General features: G+C 65.9%; 15 protein-coding genes. 3 read left to right on the forward strand and 12 right to left on the reverse strand.

Going from position 1 to position 15,468, the window contains the following annotated elements:
- The first annotated feature begins 5 nt into the window (after window positions 1-5).
- Entirely contained in the window at window positions 6-275 is a 270-nt protein-coding gene (fliQ, locus tag OKW29_RS34710) for a flagellar biosynthesis protein FliQ (RefSeq protein ID WP_090802525.1), read from the forward strand.
- Window positions 276-306: 31 nt separating this feature from the next.
- Window positions 307-1,089, forward strand: coding sequence for a flagellar biosynthetic protein FliR (gene fliR, locus OKW29_RS34715; protein ID WP_184051828.1), 783 nt, complete (start codon window positions 307-309; stop codon window positions 1,087-1,089).
- Window positions 1,090-1,156: 67 nt separating this feature from the next.
- Here fliR and flgL read toward each other — a convergent pair whose 3' ends face one another.
- The 12 genes from flgL to flgB form a co-directional block, all read right to left on the reverse strand.
- Entirely contained in the window at window positions 1,157-2,383 is a 1,227-nt protein-coding gene (flgL, locus tag OKW29_RS34720) for a flagellar hook-associated protein FlgL (RefSeq protein WP_429294118.1), read from the reverse strand.
- A 9-nt stretch (window positions 2,384-2,392) separates the two neighbouring features.
- Window positions 2,393-4,387, reverse strand: coding sequence for a flagellar hook-associated protein FlgK (flgK, locus tag OKW29_RS34725; protein WP_429294119.1), 1,995 nt, complete (start codon window positions 4,385-4,387; stop codon window positions 2,393-2,395).
- Between the two features lie 235 nt (window positions 4,388-4,622).
- Window positions 4,623-5,396, reverse strand: a complete 774-nt coding sequence (locus OKW29_RS34730) for a flagellar brake protein (protein WP_184069747.1) — start codon at window positions 5,394-5,396, stop codon at window positions 4,623-4,625.
- Window positions 5,397-5,750: 354 nt separating this feature from the next.
- Window positions 5,751-6,755: a flagellar assembly peptidoglycan hydrolase FlgJ gene (flgJ, locus tag OKW29_RS34735; protein WP_429294120.1), complete on the reverse strand. Its 1,005-nt coding sequence runs from the start codon at window positions 6,753-6,755 to the stop codon at window positions 5,751-5,753.
- Window positions 6,756-6,767: 12 nt separating this feature from the next.
- Window positions 6,768-7,937 (reverse strand): flagellar basal body P-ring protein FlgI, encoded by a 1,170-nt coding sequence (locus tag OKW29_RS34740; RefSeq protein ID WP_429294121.1) that lies wholly within the window; start codon window positions 7,935-7,937, stop codon window positions 6,768-6,770.
- Between the two features lie 2 nt (window positions 7,938-7,939).
- Window positions 7,940-8,638: a flagellar basal body L-ring protein FlgH gene (gene flgH, locus OKW29_RS34745; protein ID WP_184069942.1), complete on the reverse strand. Its 699-nt coding sequence runs from the start codon at window positions 8,636-8,638 to the stop codon at window positions 7,940-7,942.
- A 29-nt stretch (window positions 8,639-8,667) separates the two neighbouring features.
- A complete protein-coding gene (gene flgG / locus OKW29_RS34750; RefSeq protein WP_187612742.1) occupies window positions 8,668-9,456 on the reverse strand; it encodes a flagellar basal-body rod protein FlgG in 789 nt (262 codons plus the stop codon).
- Window positions 9,457-9,560: 104 nt separating this feature from the next.
- Entirely contained in the window at window positions 9,561-10,319 is a 759-nt protein-coding gene (flgF, locus tag OKW29_RS34755) for a flagellar basal-body rod protein FlgF (RefSeq protein ID WP_429294122.1), read from the reverse strand.
- A gap of 17 nt (window positions 10,320-10,336) precedes the next feature.
- Window positions 10,337-11,851 (reverse strand): flagellar hook protein FlgE, encoded by a 1,515-nt coding sequence (locus tag OKW29_RS34760; protein ID WP_429294123.1) that lies wholly within the window; start codon window positions 11,849-11,851, stop codon window positions 10,337-10,339.
- A 43-nt stretch (window positions 11,852-11,894) separates the two neighbouring features.
- Window positions 11,895-12,617 carry a flagellar hook assembly protein FlgD gene (locus tag OKW29_RS34765; RefSeq protein WP_429294124.1) on the reverse strand — a complete coding sequence of 241 codons (723 nt, stop codon included), beginning with the start codon at window positions 12,615-12,617 and terminating at the stop codon, window positions 11,895-11,897.
- Between the two features lie 10 nt (window positions 12,618-12,627).
- Entirely contained in the window at window positions 12,628-13,053 is a 426-nt protein-coding gene (flgC, locus tag OKW29_RS34770) for a flagellar basal body rod protein FlgC (protein WP_026225509.1), read from the reverse strand.
- 129 nt (window positions 13,054-13,182) lie between these two features.
- Window positions 13,183-13,683 (reverse strand): flagellar basal body rod protein FlgB, encoded by a 501-nt coding sequence (flgB, locus tag OKW29_RS34775; protein WP_090802505.1) that lies wholly within the window; start codon window positions 13,681-13,683, stop codon window positions 13,183-13,185.
- Window positions 13,684-13,901: 218 nt separating this feature from the next.
- Between flgB and flgA the strand changes: the two genes are divergently transcribed.
- A complete protein-coding gene (gene flgA / locus OKW29_RS34780; RefSeq protein WP_429294125.1) occupies window positions 13,902-15,377 on the forward strand; it encodes a flagellar basal body P-ring formation chaperone FlgA in 1,476 nt (491 codons plus the stop codon).
- Window positions 15,378-15,468 lie beyond the last annotated feature (91 nt).

Genomic DNA, 15,468 nt, shown 5'->3' on the forward strand with positions numbered 1-15,468 from the left:
TCACGATGACACCCGAAGCAGTCATGACGCTGGCCCACCAGGCCATGTACGTCGGCCTCGTGCTGGCCGCCCCGCTGCTGCTCGTCGCGCTCGTCGTCGGTCTGGTCGTGAGCCTGTTCCAGGCTGCCACGCAGATCAACGAAAGCACGCTGTCGTTCATCCCGAAGCTGCTCGCGATCGCGCTCACGCTGGTGATCGCCGGACCATGGATGCTGACCACGATGCTCGACTATCTGCGCCACACGATCACCAGCATTCCGACGCTCGTCAACTGAGCGCCGCTGGCACGTCTGCCCTCCCCACTCCATGTTCACGGTCACCTACGCGCAACTGAACGTCTGGCTGACCGCGTTCCTGTGGCCGTTCGCGCGCATCGCCGCGCTGATCGCGACCGCGCCGGTGCTCGGCAACATGTCGCTGCCCTCGCGCGTGAAAATCGGTCTCGCCGCGTTCGCGACGATCATCGTCGCCCCGACGATCGGCGCGCTGCCGCAGGTCACCGTGTTTTCCGCGGCCGGCGTGTGGATTCTCGTCAACCAGTTCCTGATCGGCATCGCGCTCGGCGTGACGATGCAGGTCGTGTTCCAGGCGATCGACGCGACCGGCTACTTCATCGGCCTCGGCATGGGCCTTGGCTTTGCGACCTTCTTCGACCAGCAGGCGACCGGCTCGGGCGTCGTGATCTCACGCTACATGACGACGATCGCGACGCTGGTGTTTCTCGCCGTCGACGGTCATCTGCAGATGATCGCCGCGCTCGTGACGACGTTCCAGTCGGTGCCGGTGTCGGCGAACCTGCTCGCGCCGCACGGTTGGCAAACGCTCGCGAACTGGGGCGGCTCGATCTTCTCGGCGGGGCTGCTGCTCGCGTTGCCGGTCGTCGTCGCACTGCTGATCGCGAACCTCGCGCTCGGCATTCTCAATCGCGCGGCGCCGCAGATCGGCGTGTTCCAGATCGGCTTTCCGCTGACGATGCTGGTCGGCCTGCTGCTCGTGCAGCTGATGCTGCCGAACATGATCCCGTTCTTCGTGCGCTTGTTCGATAACGGCATCGATGAGATGGGACGGGTCGCGGCGGCGCTGAGATAACGCCGAAAATCGCGGACATAAAAAAACCGGCTCGCGCCGGTTTCTTTATTGCGCCGCCGGAGCGGCATCAGCTGTTGATGTACTGGAACAGCGACATGTTCTGGATCTGCACGAACGCTTGCTGCGAAGCCTGCAAGGCCGCCTGCTCCATCGAGTACTTGCTGATCGTCGAGACCATGTCGGTCTGGGTCAGGTCCGCGAGATCGCTTTGCGTTTGCAGTGAGTTGGTCTCCGTAACCGTTTGCAGCGCCTTGACTTCCTGCTCGCGGCCGCCGACCGATGCCTGCACCGCGGTGACGTTGTTCAGCGTGTTGCCAAGCTGCGACAGGCCCGTATTCAACGCGTTCTGCAGGTTCGCCGAGGCCGCGGGGTTGCCGCTCACCGGCTGCTGGAGCGCGGCGATCATCGCGTTCAGGTTCGCGAACACGTTGGTGCCCGCCTGGTTGGCCGGCTGCACCGTGAATTTGTCGTTGGCCGCCGGCGTGCCTGTGATTTCGACGGTCTGGCCCGCGATCGTGATGTCCGAGCCCGCCGTGTACGGCTGCGCCGTGCCCGCGACGCCGGTCGTCGTGTCAGTGACCGTGTAGGTGAGCGAGCTGCCGCTGCCGCTGAACTGGATCTGGTACGAGTCCGCGTTCCCCGCGTTGGTCGGATCCTTGACCGACACCGCGCCGATCACGCCGCTGCCGGTATTGGCCGGGTCGCCCGAGGCGATCGGCTGCGCGTTGGTCGCGCCGACGCTCATGAACACCGACAGCCCATTGTCACCGGTCGAGACCGCGTTGCTGCCGGTGACCTGCACGGTGCGCGTGCCCGTGTCGCCCGTATAGGTGACGTTGCCGGCCGCATTTGTCGTGAAGGCCTGGGTCGAATTCTGGAAACCGGCGAACAGCGCATTGCCCGAGCTGTCGGTCGCATTCGCGGAGGTGACGAGCTGGTCGCGCAGGGCGGTCAGCTGCGCGGCGATCGCCGTGCGGTCGGCGTCGTTCAAACTGCCGTCGCCGGCGCGCAGGCCTAACGTGTTCGCGCTTTGCAACGTCGTGATGACGTTGGAGAGCGTCGAGTCCTCGGCCTGCAACGACGTGAGCGCCGCATTCTGGTTCGTCGCGTACTGCGACAGCGCGGACGCCGTCGAGCTGAGCTGCACGGCCTGCGCGGCGCCGAGCGGATTGTCGGCGGGCGTGGTCAGGCTCTGGCCGCTCGAGATTTCCTGATAGATCTGCGACAACTGAGCCTGCTGATTGCTCATGTTCGCGACGTTCATGCTGAAGTACTGCTGGGTCGAAATTCGCATGGTTCCGCCTTACGAGAAGATGCCAAGCAAAGTCTGGAACAGCGTCTGCGCCGTCTGGATGACCTTGCTGTTGGCCTGATAGAGCTGCTGGTACTGAAGCAGGTTGGCCGCTTCCTCATTGATATTGACGCCCGACACCGACTGCTGCGCCGACGTGATCTGCGCGACGAGCGTGCTTTGCGCGGTCGCCGAGGTCTGGATCTGCGTGGTCTGGTTGCCGATGTTGTTGACGTAGCTCGCGTACGCGCCCGTCAGCGTCGAGGTGCCGCCGTTGAGAGCCTGCGCCGAAGTCAGGTTCGACAGCAGTTGCGCGTTGCGGCCGTCGTTGGTCGCGCCGGTGTTCGGTCCGATCGTGAACGAGTCGCCGTTGGCGGGCGTGCCGCTGATCGTGACCGTCACGTTGTTCATCACGCCCGCGCTCGCCGAATTGCTCGGGTTGGTGATCGTCAGCGTCGCGCCCGAGCTCGGCGAGTATGGCACCGCGGTCGTCGCCGAGCTGATCGTGTACTGCGTGGACGGCGAGCCGGCGACTGTCACCACCGTGCCGACCGGGAAGCCGGTCAGGCCGGTGCCCGCGGTGTAAGTGATCGTCGAGGTGCTGGTCGGCGCGCTGTAGCCGGCAGATACCGTGCCTTGCGTGATCGTCCCGGTGCCGGTGTTCGACGTCGACGCCGACGCGAGCACCGGCGCCGCGGCCGCGATTGCCGACGCCGACGTGGTGGTCAGCGCGAAGCCGTCGAGCGCGCCGCGGGTCGGTTCGACCGAGAACGAGTCGCCGGCCTTCATCGTGCCGCTCGCGACCGAGAACTGCAGGCCGCCGATCGGGTTGGTCAGGTTCGCCGCCGAACCGACGATGCTGCCGGTCTGGTTGTCGGTCAGCGTGTAGGTGCTGCCGTCGTACGACAGCGTGTAGTCGCCCGTGGTCGGCTGGGTCGCGTCGGCGAACGAGACGCCGAGCGTAGCGTTGCCGGTGTTCTGCGAGTTGGCGTACACGGTCGGCGAGCCGACCGTGAACAGCGCGCCGCCCGCGGTGCCGTTCAGCGTCAGGCCGAGTTCGTTCTGCGCATTGACCTGCGCGGCGAAGCTGGTCGCGATCGCGCCGAGTTGCGCCTCGGCCGGATCGAGCGTTTGCGAGCGGAATTGCAGCAGTCCGCCCAGCGTGCCGCCGGACACGCTCGTGTCGGACAGCGTCTGCGGCGTCGGTGTCGGCTTTGCCCCGGCCTGGCCGAGATACTGGACCGACAGCTCGCTCGGATCACCCGACGAAGTCGCCGTGCCGAGATTGAAGCTGTTGCCGGCCAGCACGAGCGGCTGTCCGCTCGACATGAACAGGCTATAGCTGCCGTTGTCCTGCACGACCGACACGCCGATCAGCTGGGACAGGTTCGACACCGCCTGGTCGCGTGCGTCGAGCAGCTGGTTCGGCGGCTGGCCCTGGTTGCTCGCCTGCGTGATCTGCGTATTCAGCGACGCGATCTGCGCGGTGTAGGTGTTGATCTGCGCAACAGAGTTGCTCAGCTGCGTGTTGACGCTCGAGCGCAACTGGTCGTACTGCTGGCCCGCCGCGTTGATCTGGTTCGCGAGCGTCTGCGCGTCGCTGATCGCGGTCTGCCGCGCCGACACGCTCGACGCGTTGTTGGCGACGTTCTGCAGCCCCGTGAAGTAACCGCTGATCGCGCTCGCAATCCCGGCGGTCGGACTGCCGACGAGGTTGTTGAGCTGGGTGATCATCGTGTTGTACGCGGTGAGCGCGCTGCTCGACGACTGCGCGTTGTTCAGTTGGGTCGTCAGGTACTGGCTGTACGCGCGCGTCACGGTGTCGGTGGAGACGCCCATCGGCAGGTAGCCGGAGCCGGTATACGTGCCGCCCGTCTCCGAATACACCGGGGTTTCCATCGTATAGCCGGGTGTCGACGCGTTGCTGATGTTCTCACCAGTCGTCGTCAAACCCCACTGGGCCGCGTTGAGTCCGCTAAGGCCGATATTGAACAGATTGCTGGACATGCGTCATCCTGAAGGGCGGCATCGCAGACATGCCACCGCGTTAGTGGAACATCCTCTTTAACGGCCCGACGTGCAAAAAATTGAGGGCCATTCCACTTCGTTTGCGCTCGCCGCGACGTTTGCGCGACGTTGCCGCGCTGTTGCCTCCAACGCGAGTGCAACGTTTGCTTCGTCGGCCAAAGCGTTCGCGCGGTGCCGGGCGTCGCGCGCACGGCACCGCGCGTTGGCTCGCCGCTCAGCGCGCCAGCGAGCGGCGCTTCATTTCGAGCTGCGTGATCAGCCGCTGCAGCGTGTTTTCCGCGCTGCCCGGCAGCGACAGGAAACGGAAGCCGAGCTGATAGCGCTGCGTGCCGTTCGGCAGCGCGAGCGAGCGATGCGACACGAGCTGCAGATCGAGCGACAGACGGCCGAGCGCGCCGAGCGTGAGCTCGCAGTCCATCAGGCGCGCGCCCATCGGCAGCGCGGCGACGCGCAGGTCGGTCGTGCGCATCCCGACGCCGCCGAGCGACAGGTCGTGCACCTCGAAGCGGAACGTGTCGCCCTCGGGCAGGCGGCCCGTACACATGAACGGGTCGAGAATCGGCGCGGCGACGCGGAAATACTCGCGGCGCTGCACGTAGAACAGCACCTCGGGGAAGTCGGCCTCGAACGCAGGCATTCCCTCGAAGCGCGTCTCGCGTGGCGTCGGGGTCGTGAACTCGACGCGCACGCCGTCGGGCGACGCGTGGAACTGGCAGCGCGGCGCGTTGAGCAGCCCCTTGTTCTGATCGGCGAGCGCGCCCCAATCGAAGGTGAAGGTGCGCTCGCGCACGTCGACGTCGAGCAGGCGCGTGACGATCTGCCCGCCCGCATATTCGACGGTGAGGAAATCGCCGCGATTGACGATATTGCGCAGCTGCACGCCGATTTCCAGCGGATTGCGGCGGCCGAAATCGGAAGCGCTCTCGTTTTGCGGGACGTGCGGCTGACCGTTCGTGTCAATCAGGCCGTTCGACTGGTTCATATCCATGGGCTTGCCGGTAAGCATGTTCTTGCGGGCACGTGCCAGGGCCTAGCCATGGACTCTGAGGGTCTTCATGCAAAGCCGCAACACACGCGTTCGACCGGACCTTACAGCGCTATTCCGGTATCGGGTCTAACTCGTTAGCGGCAGCATCGAGCCAAAATTTAGGGGCTCAATTTAAATATTCGCCGGAAAATTTCGCGCAAACGTTAAAAGCGTATCCGCCCTATTTCCCGCGACCTTGCTCGCCCCGGACTTTGCGGAGCTTTTTACCGATGCCGCTTTTTCTGCTGCTTTTATCGCCGCTTTTACCGACACCTTTAAAACCGCTTTAATGCCCGTCGCGTGCGTTATTTTTAATCAGCCCATTTTCTGCATGATCGACAGCAGCTTTTTCGCGTAATGCGGATCGGTTGCATAACCGGCGCGCTGCATGCCGTTCGCAAAACCGTTCACGTCGCGCGACGAATTGATCACCTGCGCGTAACGCGGATTGCTCTTCAACATGCTCGAGTAATCGGTCATCGCTTCCTCGTACGAGTCGTACGCGCGGAATTTCTCGACCGTGCGCTGCGGCTTACCGTTCACGTATTCGGTCGTGACCGTCGACACGGTCTTGCCGGTCCAGTCGTTGCCCGCCTTGATGCCGAACACGTTGTGGCTCGTCGAGCCGTCGGCCTTCTTGATCTCGCTCTTGCCCCAGCCCGATTCGAGCGCGGCCTGACCGATGATGAAGCGCGCCGGAATGCCAGTCGCCGCGCTCGCGGCCTGCGCCGGCAGGGCGAGCTTGTCGACGAACGCGTCGACCTTCGAGGAGCTGCCGTCGCCGCGCACCGGCGGCGTCAGCGCGCTATTGGCCGAGTAGGCGCGGCCGAGCCCGAGCTGACCGTTGGCCTGGGCATTGCCGTAGGCACGCGCGAGCGCGTTGAGCGCCGCGCTCTGGCCTTCGTCGCCGCCGCTACCGCCGCCGAGCGCGTTGGCCATGCCGGCGAGACCACCCGCCGCGCCCGCGCCGCTCGCGCCACCCACCTGCATGCCCTGGTTGCGCATCAGCTGCTTGAGCATCGCGTCGGCGACGCCGATGCCCTTCTTCGACAGCTGCTGCGCCATCTGCTGATCCATCATCGACGTGAACGTCGCCGTGTCGTGCGAATCGAACGGACCGTCCTGCGGCGTTGCATCGCGCATGCTCTTCAACATCATCTGCGTGAACACGGCGTCGAACTGCTGCGCGGCCATCTTCATGCCGGCTTGCGGCGAGGCCTTCGCCTGCGCGCTGAGTGCGCCGAAGCCCTGCACGTCGAGCGCGAACCGGCTGGTCAGATCGTTGGCGGAGTTGACGCTATTGGTCGTATCGGAATTCATCTCGCGTGCTCCTTAGATGATTTCAAGGTCGGCGCGCAATGCGCCGGCTGCTTTCATGGCCTGCAGGATCGACATCAGATCCGCGGGCGTCGCGCCGAGCGCGTTGAGCGCCTTCACCACTTCGGCGAGGTTCGCACCGGCGTTCACGAGTTTCAGCGAGCCGTTGTCCTGCTTCATCTGGATCTGCGACTGCTGCGCGACCACCGTGCGGCCGTTCGAGAACGCGCCCGGCTGGCTCACCACCGGCTGCGTATTGATCACGACCGACAGATTGCCGTGCGCGACCGCGCAGTTCTGCAGCGTGACCATCTGGTTCATCACGATCGAGCCGGTGCGGGCGTTCAGGATGACCTTCGCGGCGGCCTGCCCGGGCCGCACTTCGAGGTTCTGCAACCGGGCCATGAACGAGACCTGCTGCTGCGGATCGGCCGGCGCGCGCAGCTGGATCGTGCGGCCGTCGAGCGCGGTCGCGGTGCCGCTGCCGAACGCGTTGTCGATCGCCGCGACGACGCGCTGCGTGGTGTCGTAGTCCATGTCGTTCAGGTCGAGCTGCATGGTGCCCGCCTGCGACACCGCCGTCGGCACCGAGCGCTCGACGATCGCGCCGCTGGTGATGCGCCCCGCGGCGAGCTGGTTGACCTGCACCCTGCTGCCGTTCGCGCTCGCGCCCGCGCCGCCCACGGCGACGTTGCCCTGGCCGAGCGCATACACCTGGCCGTCGGCGCCCTTCAGCGGCGTGAGCAGCAGCGTGCCGCCGCGCAGGCTTTTCGCATTGCCGAGCGACGACACCGTGATGTCGATCGCTTCGCCCGGCCGCGCGAACGGCGGCAGCACCGCGGTCACCATCACCGCGGCGACGTTCTTCAACTGGATGTTCGACAGCGACGACTGCGAGTTGCTGGAGCCCGCCGCCTGGTTGTTGATCGAGATGCCGAGGTTCGCGAGCATGTTCGCGAGCGTCTGCGTCGTGAACGGTGTCTGCGTGGTCTGGTCGCCGGTGCCGTCGAGGCCGACCACGAGGCCGTAGCCGATCAGCGGGTTGTCGCGCACGCCCTGGATCTGCACGAGGTCCTTCAGGCGCTCCGCGTGCGCCGGCGTCACGGCCGGCAGCGCCGCGCAGGCGAGCGCGACGAACATCAGTGCGCGGCCCGCGCGCGACAGCGTGTTGAAGACAGTACCCATGATCACCACGGCGCCACGTTGAGGAAGAACCGCTGCAGCCAGCCCATGGTCTCCGCTTCGTTGATGTAACCCTTCGCGGAGTATTCGATTTTCGCGTCGGCGACCTGGGTTGAGTACACGGCGTTCAGACTCGAAATCGTGTTGGGATTCACGACACCGGAAAAGCGCACGAATTCATTGCCCTGATTGATCAGCATCTGCTTCTCACCGCTCACGACCAGGTTGCCGTTCGCCTGCACGCCGGTCACGGTCACCGTGATCGTGCCGTTGAACGTATTCGACGCGTTCGCGCCGCCGGTGCCGGTAAAGCCGTTGGAGCCGGTCGCGTTCAGGTTGGTCTTGGCGAACAGGCCGCTGAGAAAGCCCGAAGTCGGCACGCTGAACTTCGTGCTGCCGTCGCGGCTCGCATTCGCGCCCGAGTTCTTCGTCGCGTTGATGTTCTCGGAGATCACGATCGTGATGATGTCGCCTACGTTGCGTGGCCGCTGGTCTTCGAACAGCGGCCGACCCGCGTAGCCCGGGTTGTAGATCGAGCCCGGCGCCTGCGTCTGCGGCGGCAGCGGCGGCACCGCGCTCATCGGCTGCTGGGTGATCGGTTCCCTCGGCAGTTGGGCGCAGCCGCCGAGCGCGGCGAGCAGCGTGAGCTGCACGAGCGCCTCGGCCGTGCGCGAATGAACCGGAGTGCGAGTGGAGTGCGACATCATCGTTTACCGCCTTAAATTTCCAGTCCTCAAACCTGCATCTGGCTCAAGGTCTGCAGCATCTGGTCGGAGGTCGTCACGGCCTTGCTGTTGATTTCGTACGCGCGCTGCGTCTGGATCATGTTCACCAGTTCCTGCACGACATTCACGTTCGACGCTTCCACGTAACCCTGGTTGAGCGTGCCCGCGCCGTTCAGACCCGGCTGCGACACGTTCGGCGCACCCGACGACGCCGTCTCCGAGAACAGGTTCTCGCCCTTGGCGTCGAGGCCGGCCGGGTTGATGAAGGTCGCGAGCTGCATCGTGCCGAGCTGCTGCGTATTGCTCGAGTTGGCCACGGTGATCGACACCGCGCCGTCGCTGCCGATCGTCAGCGAGGTGGCATTGGTCGGGATCGTGATCGCCGGAATCACCTGGTAGCCGCTCGACGTGACGAGCTGACCCTGCGCGTTGGTCTGGAACGAGCCGTCGCGCGTGTAGGCGGTCGTGCCGTCGGGCATCTGCACCTGGAAGAAGCCCCCGCCGTTGATCGCGACGTCCTTCGAGTTGCCGGTCTGCTGCAGGTTGCCCTGCGTGTACAGACGCTCGGTCGCGACCTGTTGCACGCCGGTGCCGAGCTGGATGCCGGACGGCAGTTCGGTTTGCTGCGTCGAGTTCGCGCCCGGCTGGCGGATGGTCTGGTACAGCAGATCCTCGAACACCGCGCGCGAGCCCTTGAAGCCGTTGGTGCTGACGTTCGCGAGGTTGTTCGAGATCACGTCCATCTGCGCCTGTTGCGCATTCATGCCGGTGGCGGCGATATACAGTGAGCGGTTCACTTATGGTTCTCCAATGTCGGGCGGAGTTGGCGCTTTAGCGCTTACTCCGGCCCCATGCAAAGCGGTCTCGGAGCGCGCCTCGAAGGGCGCCCCGTGGCAATCCGTTAGCTGAAGCTGAGCAGCTGGTTGGCGGACTGATCGTTCTTGTCGGCGTTTTCCAGCAACTGCGTCTGCATCTGAAACTGGCGCGCGTTGGTGATCATCGAGACCATCGCGCTGACCGGATTCACGTTGCTGCCTTCGAGCGACGCCGGCGCGAGCGTCACGGTCGGATCGGCGTCGGCGGGATTGCCGTCGGCGGTGCGAAACAGACCGTCATCGCCGCGCGTGAGCGACTGCGGATCGGGATTGACCAGCTTCAGCTGATCGACGGTGACCACAGCGGTGGGCGGATCGCCCGGCGTCAGCGCCGACACCGTGCCGTCCTTGCCGATCGTGATCTGCGCGCCCGGCGGCACCGATACCGGCCCGCCGTTGCCGAGCACGACCTGATTGGTCGCGTTCACGAGCTGGCCGTTTTCGTCGATGTGCAGATTGCCCGCGCGCGTGTAGGCCTCGCTGCCGTCGGCGGTCTGCACCGACAGCCAGCCCGGCCCCTGAATCGCGACGTCGAGCGGATTGCCCGTCTGCTGGATCGGCCCCGGCGTATAGTCGGCGCCCGGTGTCGACGACAGCACGAAGGTGCGGGTCGTGTCGTCGTTGATCGTGCTGCCGTCGCCGAACGACATCGGCACGGCGCGGAAGGTTTCGAGCTGCGCGCGAAAGCCCGTGGTCGACGCGTTCGCGAGGTTGTTCGCGACGATCGCTTGCTGTTCGAGCGCCTGCGCGCTGCCCGACATCGCGGTGTAGATCAGCCGATCCATGAAGAGGTCCCGTCCGCTTACAGGTTGATCAGGGTCTGGTCGACGGCCTGCTGGGTCTTGATCGTCTGCGCGTTCGCCTGATAGTTGCGTTGCGCGGTGATCAGGTTGACCAGCTCGCTCGTCAGATCGACGTTCGAGTTCTCGACCGCGCCGCCTTGCAGCACGCCGTGATTGGTCGAGCCCGGCGTCGAAATCTGCGCGACGCCCGAGGCAGCCGTCTGGCCGTACTCGTTGTTGCCGAGGTCGACGAGGCCGTTCTGGTTCGAGAAGTTCGCGAGCACGATCTGGCCGAGCGCCGCGGTCTGGCCGTTCGAGTAGTTGCCGGTCAGCGTGCCGTCGGAGCCGACCGTGAAGCTCGTCAGTTGGCCCGCCGCGTAGCCGTTGGTCGACAGGCTGTTCACGCCGTCCTTGCCGCCGTACTGCGTGGTGCCGGCCATGTTCAGCGTGACGTTCTGCGGCGTGCCCGAACCGTCGGTGGTCGGGATCGACATGGTGAACGCGCCGAGCGTCGCGGTCGCGAGGCCGGTCGTCGCGTCGGTCGTACTGACCAGCGTGCCCGACGAATTGAAGTTCGCCGTGCCGATCAGGGAAGCGGTGCCGGTCGACGGGCCCGCGTACACGTTCCATGTGCCCGAGCCCGTCTTCGCGAAGTACATATTGACGGTCTGCGAGCCGCCGAGCGTGTCGTAGACCGTCGTGCTCGTCGAGTAGTTGTAGGTCGACGAGCTGTTCTGGTTGAACGCGGTCGGGTTTTGCGTGATCGTGTAGCTGTCGTTGGCCACCGGCGTGCCGCTGAACGTGATGCTCTCGCCGTTGCCGAGCGTGATCGCGGTGCCGGCCGTGTAGGGCTGCGACGCCGTCGTCGTGCCGAGCGTGTTGTCCGTGACCGTGTAGGTGGTCGGGCTCGTGAAGTTGATCGTGTACTGGTCGGTGTTGGTGCCCGCTGCCGCGTTGGTGATCGTCGCGCCGGTCGTACTCAGCGTGCCGGCGTTGGTGCCGCCCGGCGTCGCCGTCGGCGCGCCGAGCATGATGTTGTCCTGCGCGTTCAGGTTCAGGCCCGCGGTGATCGAGGTGGTCGCCTGCGGCGCGATGTTCGCGGTCGGCACCGTCAGCGGCACGGTCTGCGCGGTGTTGACGATGCCCGAGCTATTGGCCGCGTAGCCCATCAGATCGAGGCCCTGCGCGTTCGTGATGAAGCCGTTCTTGTCGAGCTGAAACACGCCGTTGCGCGAATAGGTCAGCGTGCCGTTGTTCGACATCTGGAAGAAGCCGTTGCCGTTGATCGCGACGTTCAGCGCCTGGTTCGTCGTCGTGAGCGTGCCTTGCGAGAATTGCTGCTGCACTTCGGAGAGTTGCGTACCGATACCGATCTGCTGGCTCGTCGCGGTCGCGACCGAATTGGCGTACATGTCGGCGAATTCCGCGGTGCCGCTCTTGAAGCCGACGGTGTTGGCGTTGGCGATGTTGTTGCCGATCACGTCGAGATCGCTCGACGACGCCGACAGACCGCTCAAACCTGTTTGGTAACTCATGACGTACTCCGTATCTGTAAAGTCGTAACTGAATGGATCCGGACTACAGGATCGCTGCGACGCTGGTCAGGTCGACCGTCGAGCCGTTCGACAGCACGAGGCCCGGCGTGCCGCTGCTCTGCTGGACGACGCTTTGCACCGTCGCGCCGGTGAGCGTGGTAGCCGTCGCCTGCTGGCCGTTGATCGTGCCTGTCGCGGTGATCGTGTAGGTGCCGTCGGCGAGCGGGTTGCCCGCCGAATCGGTCGGCGTCCAGCCAACCGGAATCGTGCCGGCCGACTGCTTGCCAAGATCGAGCGTGTTGACGATCGTGCCGGCCGAGTTCTTCACGACGATCTGCAGGTCGCTGACGGAGTTCGCGAGCGTGACGCCGAACTCGTTCGTCTTGCCGCTCGCCACGGTGATCGAGTTGCCCGGTGCGAGCACGGTCGAACCGATCAGCAGCGCGGCCTGCGACTGCTGGCCCGCCGACAGCTGCGTCGACAGCGAGGTGAGCGACGTATTGAGCTGGCTGATGCCCTGCACCGTGCTGATCTGGGCGAGCTGCGAGGTCATCTGCGAGCTGTCCATCGGATTGGTCGGGTCCTGGTTCTTCATTTGCGCGACGAGCAGCTGCAGAAAGGTGTTCTGCAGGTCCGCCGCCGACGTGCCCGACGTGCTGCTCGTCGAGCTGGTCGCGCTCGAGCTGCTGCTCGTGCCGTTCATCGTGTCGAGCAGCGTCTGCGAAACGGTCGTGCCGCTGCCGCCGATCGTGGTGTTGGTGGTCAAGGCTCTCTCCTCAGGTTCCGATCGTGAGCGTTTTCAGCATCAGGGTTTTGGCGGTGTTCAGTGTTTCGACGTTGGCCTGGTACGAGCGCGAGGCCGAGATCATGTTGACCATCTCCTGCACCGGGTCGACGTTGGGCAGCGTCACGTAGCCGTTCGCGTCGGCGGCCGGATTGCCGGGCTCGTACGCGGTCTTCATCGGCGACGGATCGTCGACCACGCCCGTCACCTGCACGCCGCCGACCTGCTGGCCGGAGCGTGTGCGCGCGCCGCCGAGCGGGCTCACCGCGAACACGACCTGCTTGGCCTTATACGGCTGACCGTCGGGGCCCGTCGTGCTGTCCGCGTTGGCCAGGTTCGACGCCGTCACGTTGAGCCGCTCCGACTGCGCCGACATCGCGGAACCCGCGACACCAAAAATGTTCATCAGGGATGGCATGTTTCCTGACCTCTCCTGCCGGTTCGCACCGGCTTTACGTTAAGTCCCGTAGCGTTTCTGTTCGTGCGTGCATGCTGCCTGTGTTCAGCTGCTATGCGCCCTGCCTGGGTGCCGTGCGGCGTGCAGGGCTTACGACGAGCCCGACGTGATCGCCGACAGCATCGTCTTGATCTGGTTCGACACGACCGTCATACCCGACTCGAAGTGCACCGTGTTGTCGGCGAACTGCACGCGCTCGGTGTCGACGTCGACCGTGTTGCCGTCGAGCGCCGGCTGCAGCGGAATCCGGTATTGCAGGTTGCCGTAATCGTCGGGGCTGCCGCCCGTCGCCGTCAGCGTGGCCTTGCCGCTCATGTGGCCGGCCTCGGTCGTGTTCATCGACATGCCGCTCGTCACGCCCGCGGGTTGCGTCATCGCGAGCGTCGAGCTGTTCGATGCGCCTTGGCCGGCGGTGCTGCCGCCCGTCTTCTTCAGCGCGCCGGCGAGCGACGACGCGAAGTCGATATCGCGCGCCTTGTAGCCGGGCGTGTCGGCGTTCGCGATATTCGACGACAGCAGTTCCTGCCGGTATGCGCGCACATCCATCGCCTGCCGGCCGAATGCGAATTCGGCATCGAGCTTGTCCAGCATCGGAATCTCCCGAGAACGTTTCCAAGGCCGTCCCGTGTGCGCATCGTGAGAGACACGCGGCGGGCGCGAAGGCCTTTTTGCATGTGATGCATCTTATGGGCCGCGCGCAAGCGGCAATCGGACGAATAACCGGGAAAGGGGGCTTCTATTCAACGTTTGCGCGAAAGCGGGGCTCACTAGAATGCAAGGCGTACCGATGCATTCGATGGAGACCCGCGATGGACCAGCCCACCAACACCTTGCCGCAGCCGGCGAGCGGCACGACGATGCGTCGCGTGGGGGGGGGCCGGGTCGATGAACGGGGCGATGGTTCGGAGGGCGCGCTCGCCCAGCCGGTGCCGCGCTCTTTCTCGCGTTGCCTTGCGCATTGCCTGACGCGGGCGGCCGTCAACGTCGCGGTATGGGTTGCGGGCGGCATCGTGTTGCTGCCGGCTACGACCCAGGCGCAGGATGCGGGCGGCCCGATCGTGATTGCCGGGCCCGCCGAGAAAAATCCCGCCGCGCTGAACGATCTCGCGCAACGGATTCAGACGCCGGCGCAGCGCAGCGCGTCGGCGGCGTCGCTCGCGGCGGCGACCGCACAGTCGCTCGGCCGCGCGAGCGGGTCGCGCGACACCGATACGTTCGGGCGTGCCGCGAGCGCAAGCGGCGCGATCGTCATTCCGGGCGCGGGCGAGCCCGCCGCCGCCGCGCCGGCCATCATCCGCACCAACTTCAAACCGGACGCCAACGGCGTCGTGACGATTCCGCCGGCGGCCAGCACTGGGGCGTCGGGCGTCGCGCGCGTCAATGTCGAAGCGGGTCCGGCCGCCAGCGTCGCGAATCAGCGCGTGGTCGTGGCCAATGCGCCGCAAGGCGACGGTTTCGACAGTCTCGCCGCGCGCGGCGAGCCACCCGAGTTCGGCGCGAATGGCAAGCCGATCGCGGCCGCTGCGGCGCAGCCGGCGCATCCCGGGATCGCGAGAACGCCCGCGACGTCGCCTGGCTCGCGCCAACCGGCGGCCGTCATTGCGCAGAGAGCGCCGCAGACCGCTACCGCCGCGACGGCTGCGCAAGCCGCGCCGCTGCCAGGCCAGCAGGACCCGGAAGCGATTCACGCGAGCGCCCTCGCGTTCCTGCAACAGCAGGCCGTCGGCCTGCCCGGCAAGGCCGACATCACTGTCGCGTCCGCGTTTCCGCGCGGCCTCGCCGCGTGCACGTCGCTCGAACCGTTCATGCCGACCGGCGCGCGCCTGTGGGGCCGGCTGACGGTCGGCGTGCGCTGCGCGGGCGAGCGGCCGTGGACCATCTATCTGCAGGCGCGCATCTCGCTGCATGCGACCTACTACCTCGCCGCCCGCGCGATGGCGCCGGGCGAAGTGCTCACGGCCGCCGACCTCGTCGCGCGCGAGGGCGACCTGACCGGCCTGCCGCAGGCGATCGTCACCGACCCGTCGCAGGCGGTCGGCTCGGTCTCGCTCGTGCGGATCGCGGGCGGCATGCCGCTGCGCCGCGACATGCTGAAGAGCGCGTCGGCGGTGGTGTTCGGCCAGACCGTGCGGGTCATCGCGGCCGGCGACGGTTTCTCGATCTCGTCCGAGGGCAGCGCGATGAACAATGCGTCGCCGGGCCAGCAGGTGCGCGTGAAGACCGCCAACGGCCAGATCATCTCCGGCATCGTCAAGGACGGCGGCACGGTGGAGATCCCGATGTGAGCGGGCTGGCGGCAACGAGCACCGTCGAAACGGTCCGCGCCCCGGTGGCCAGGGCAGACGGACGGGGATTGAAAGCGGTAGATGGCCACCT

This window comes from Paraburkholderia sp. CI3 (genome assembly GCF_050436505.1).
GTDB classification, from domain to species: Bacteria; Pseudomonadota; Gammaproteobacteria; order Burkholderiales; family Burkholderiaceae; genus Paraburkholderia; species Paraburkholderia tuberum.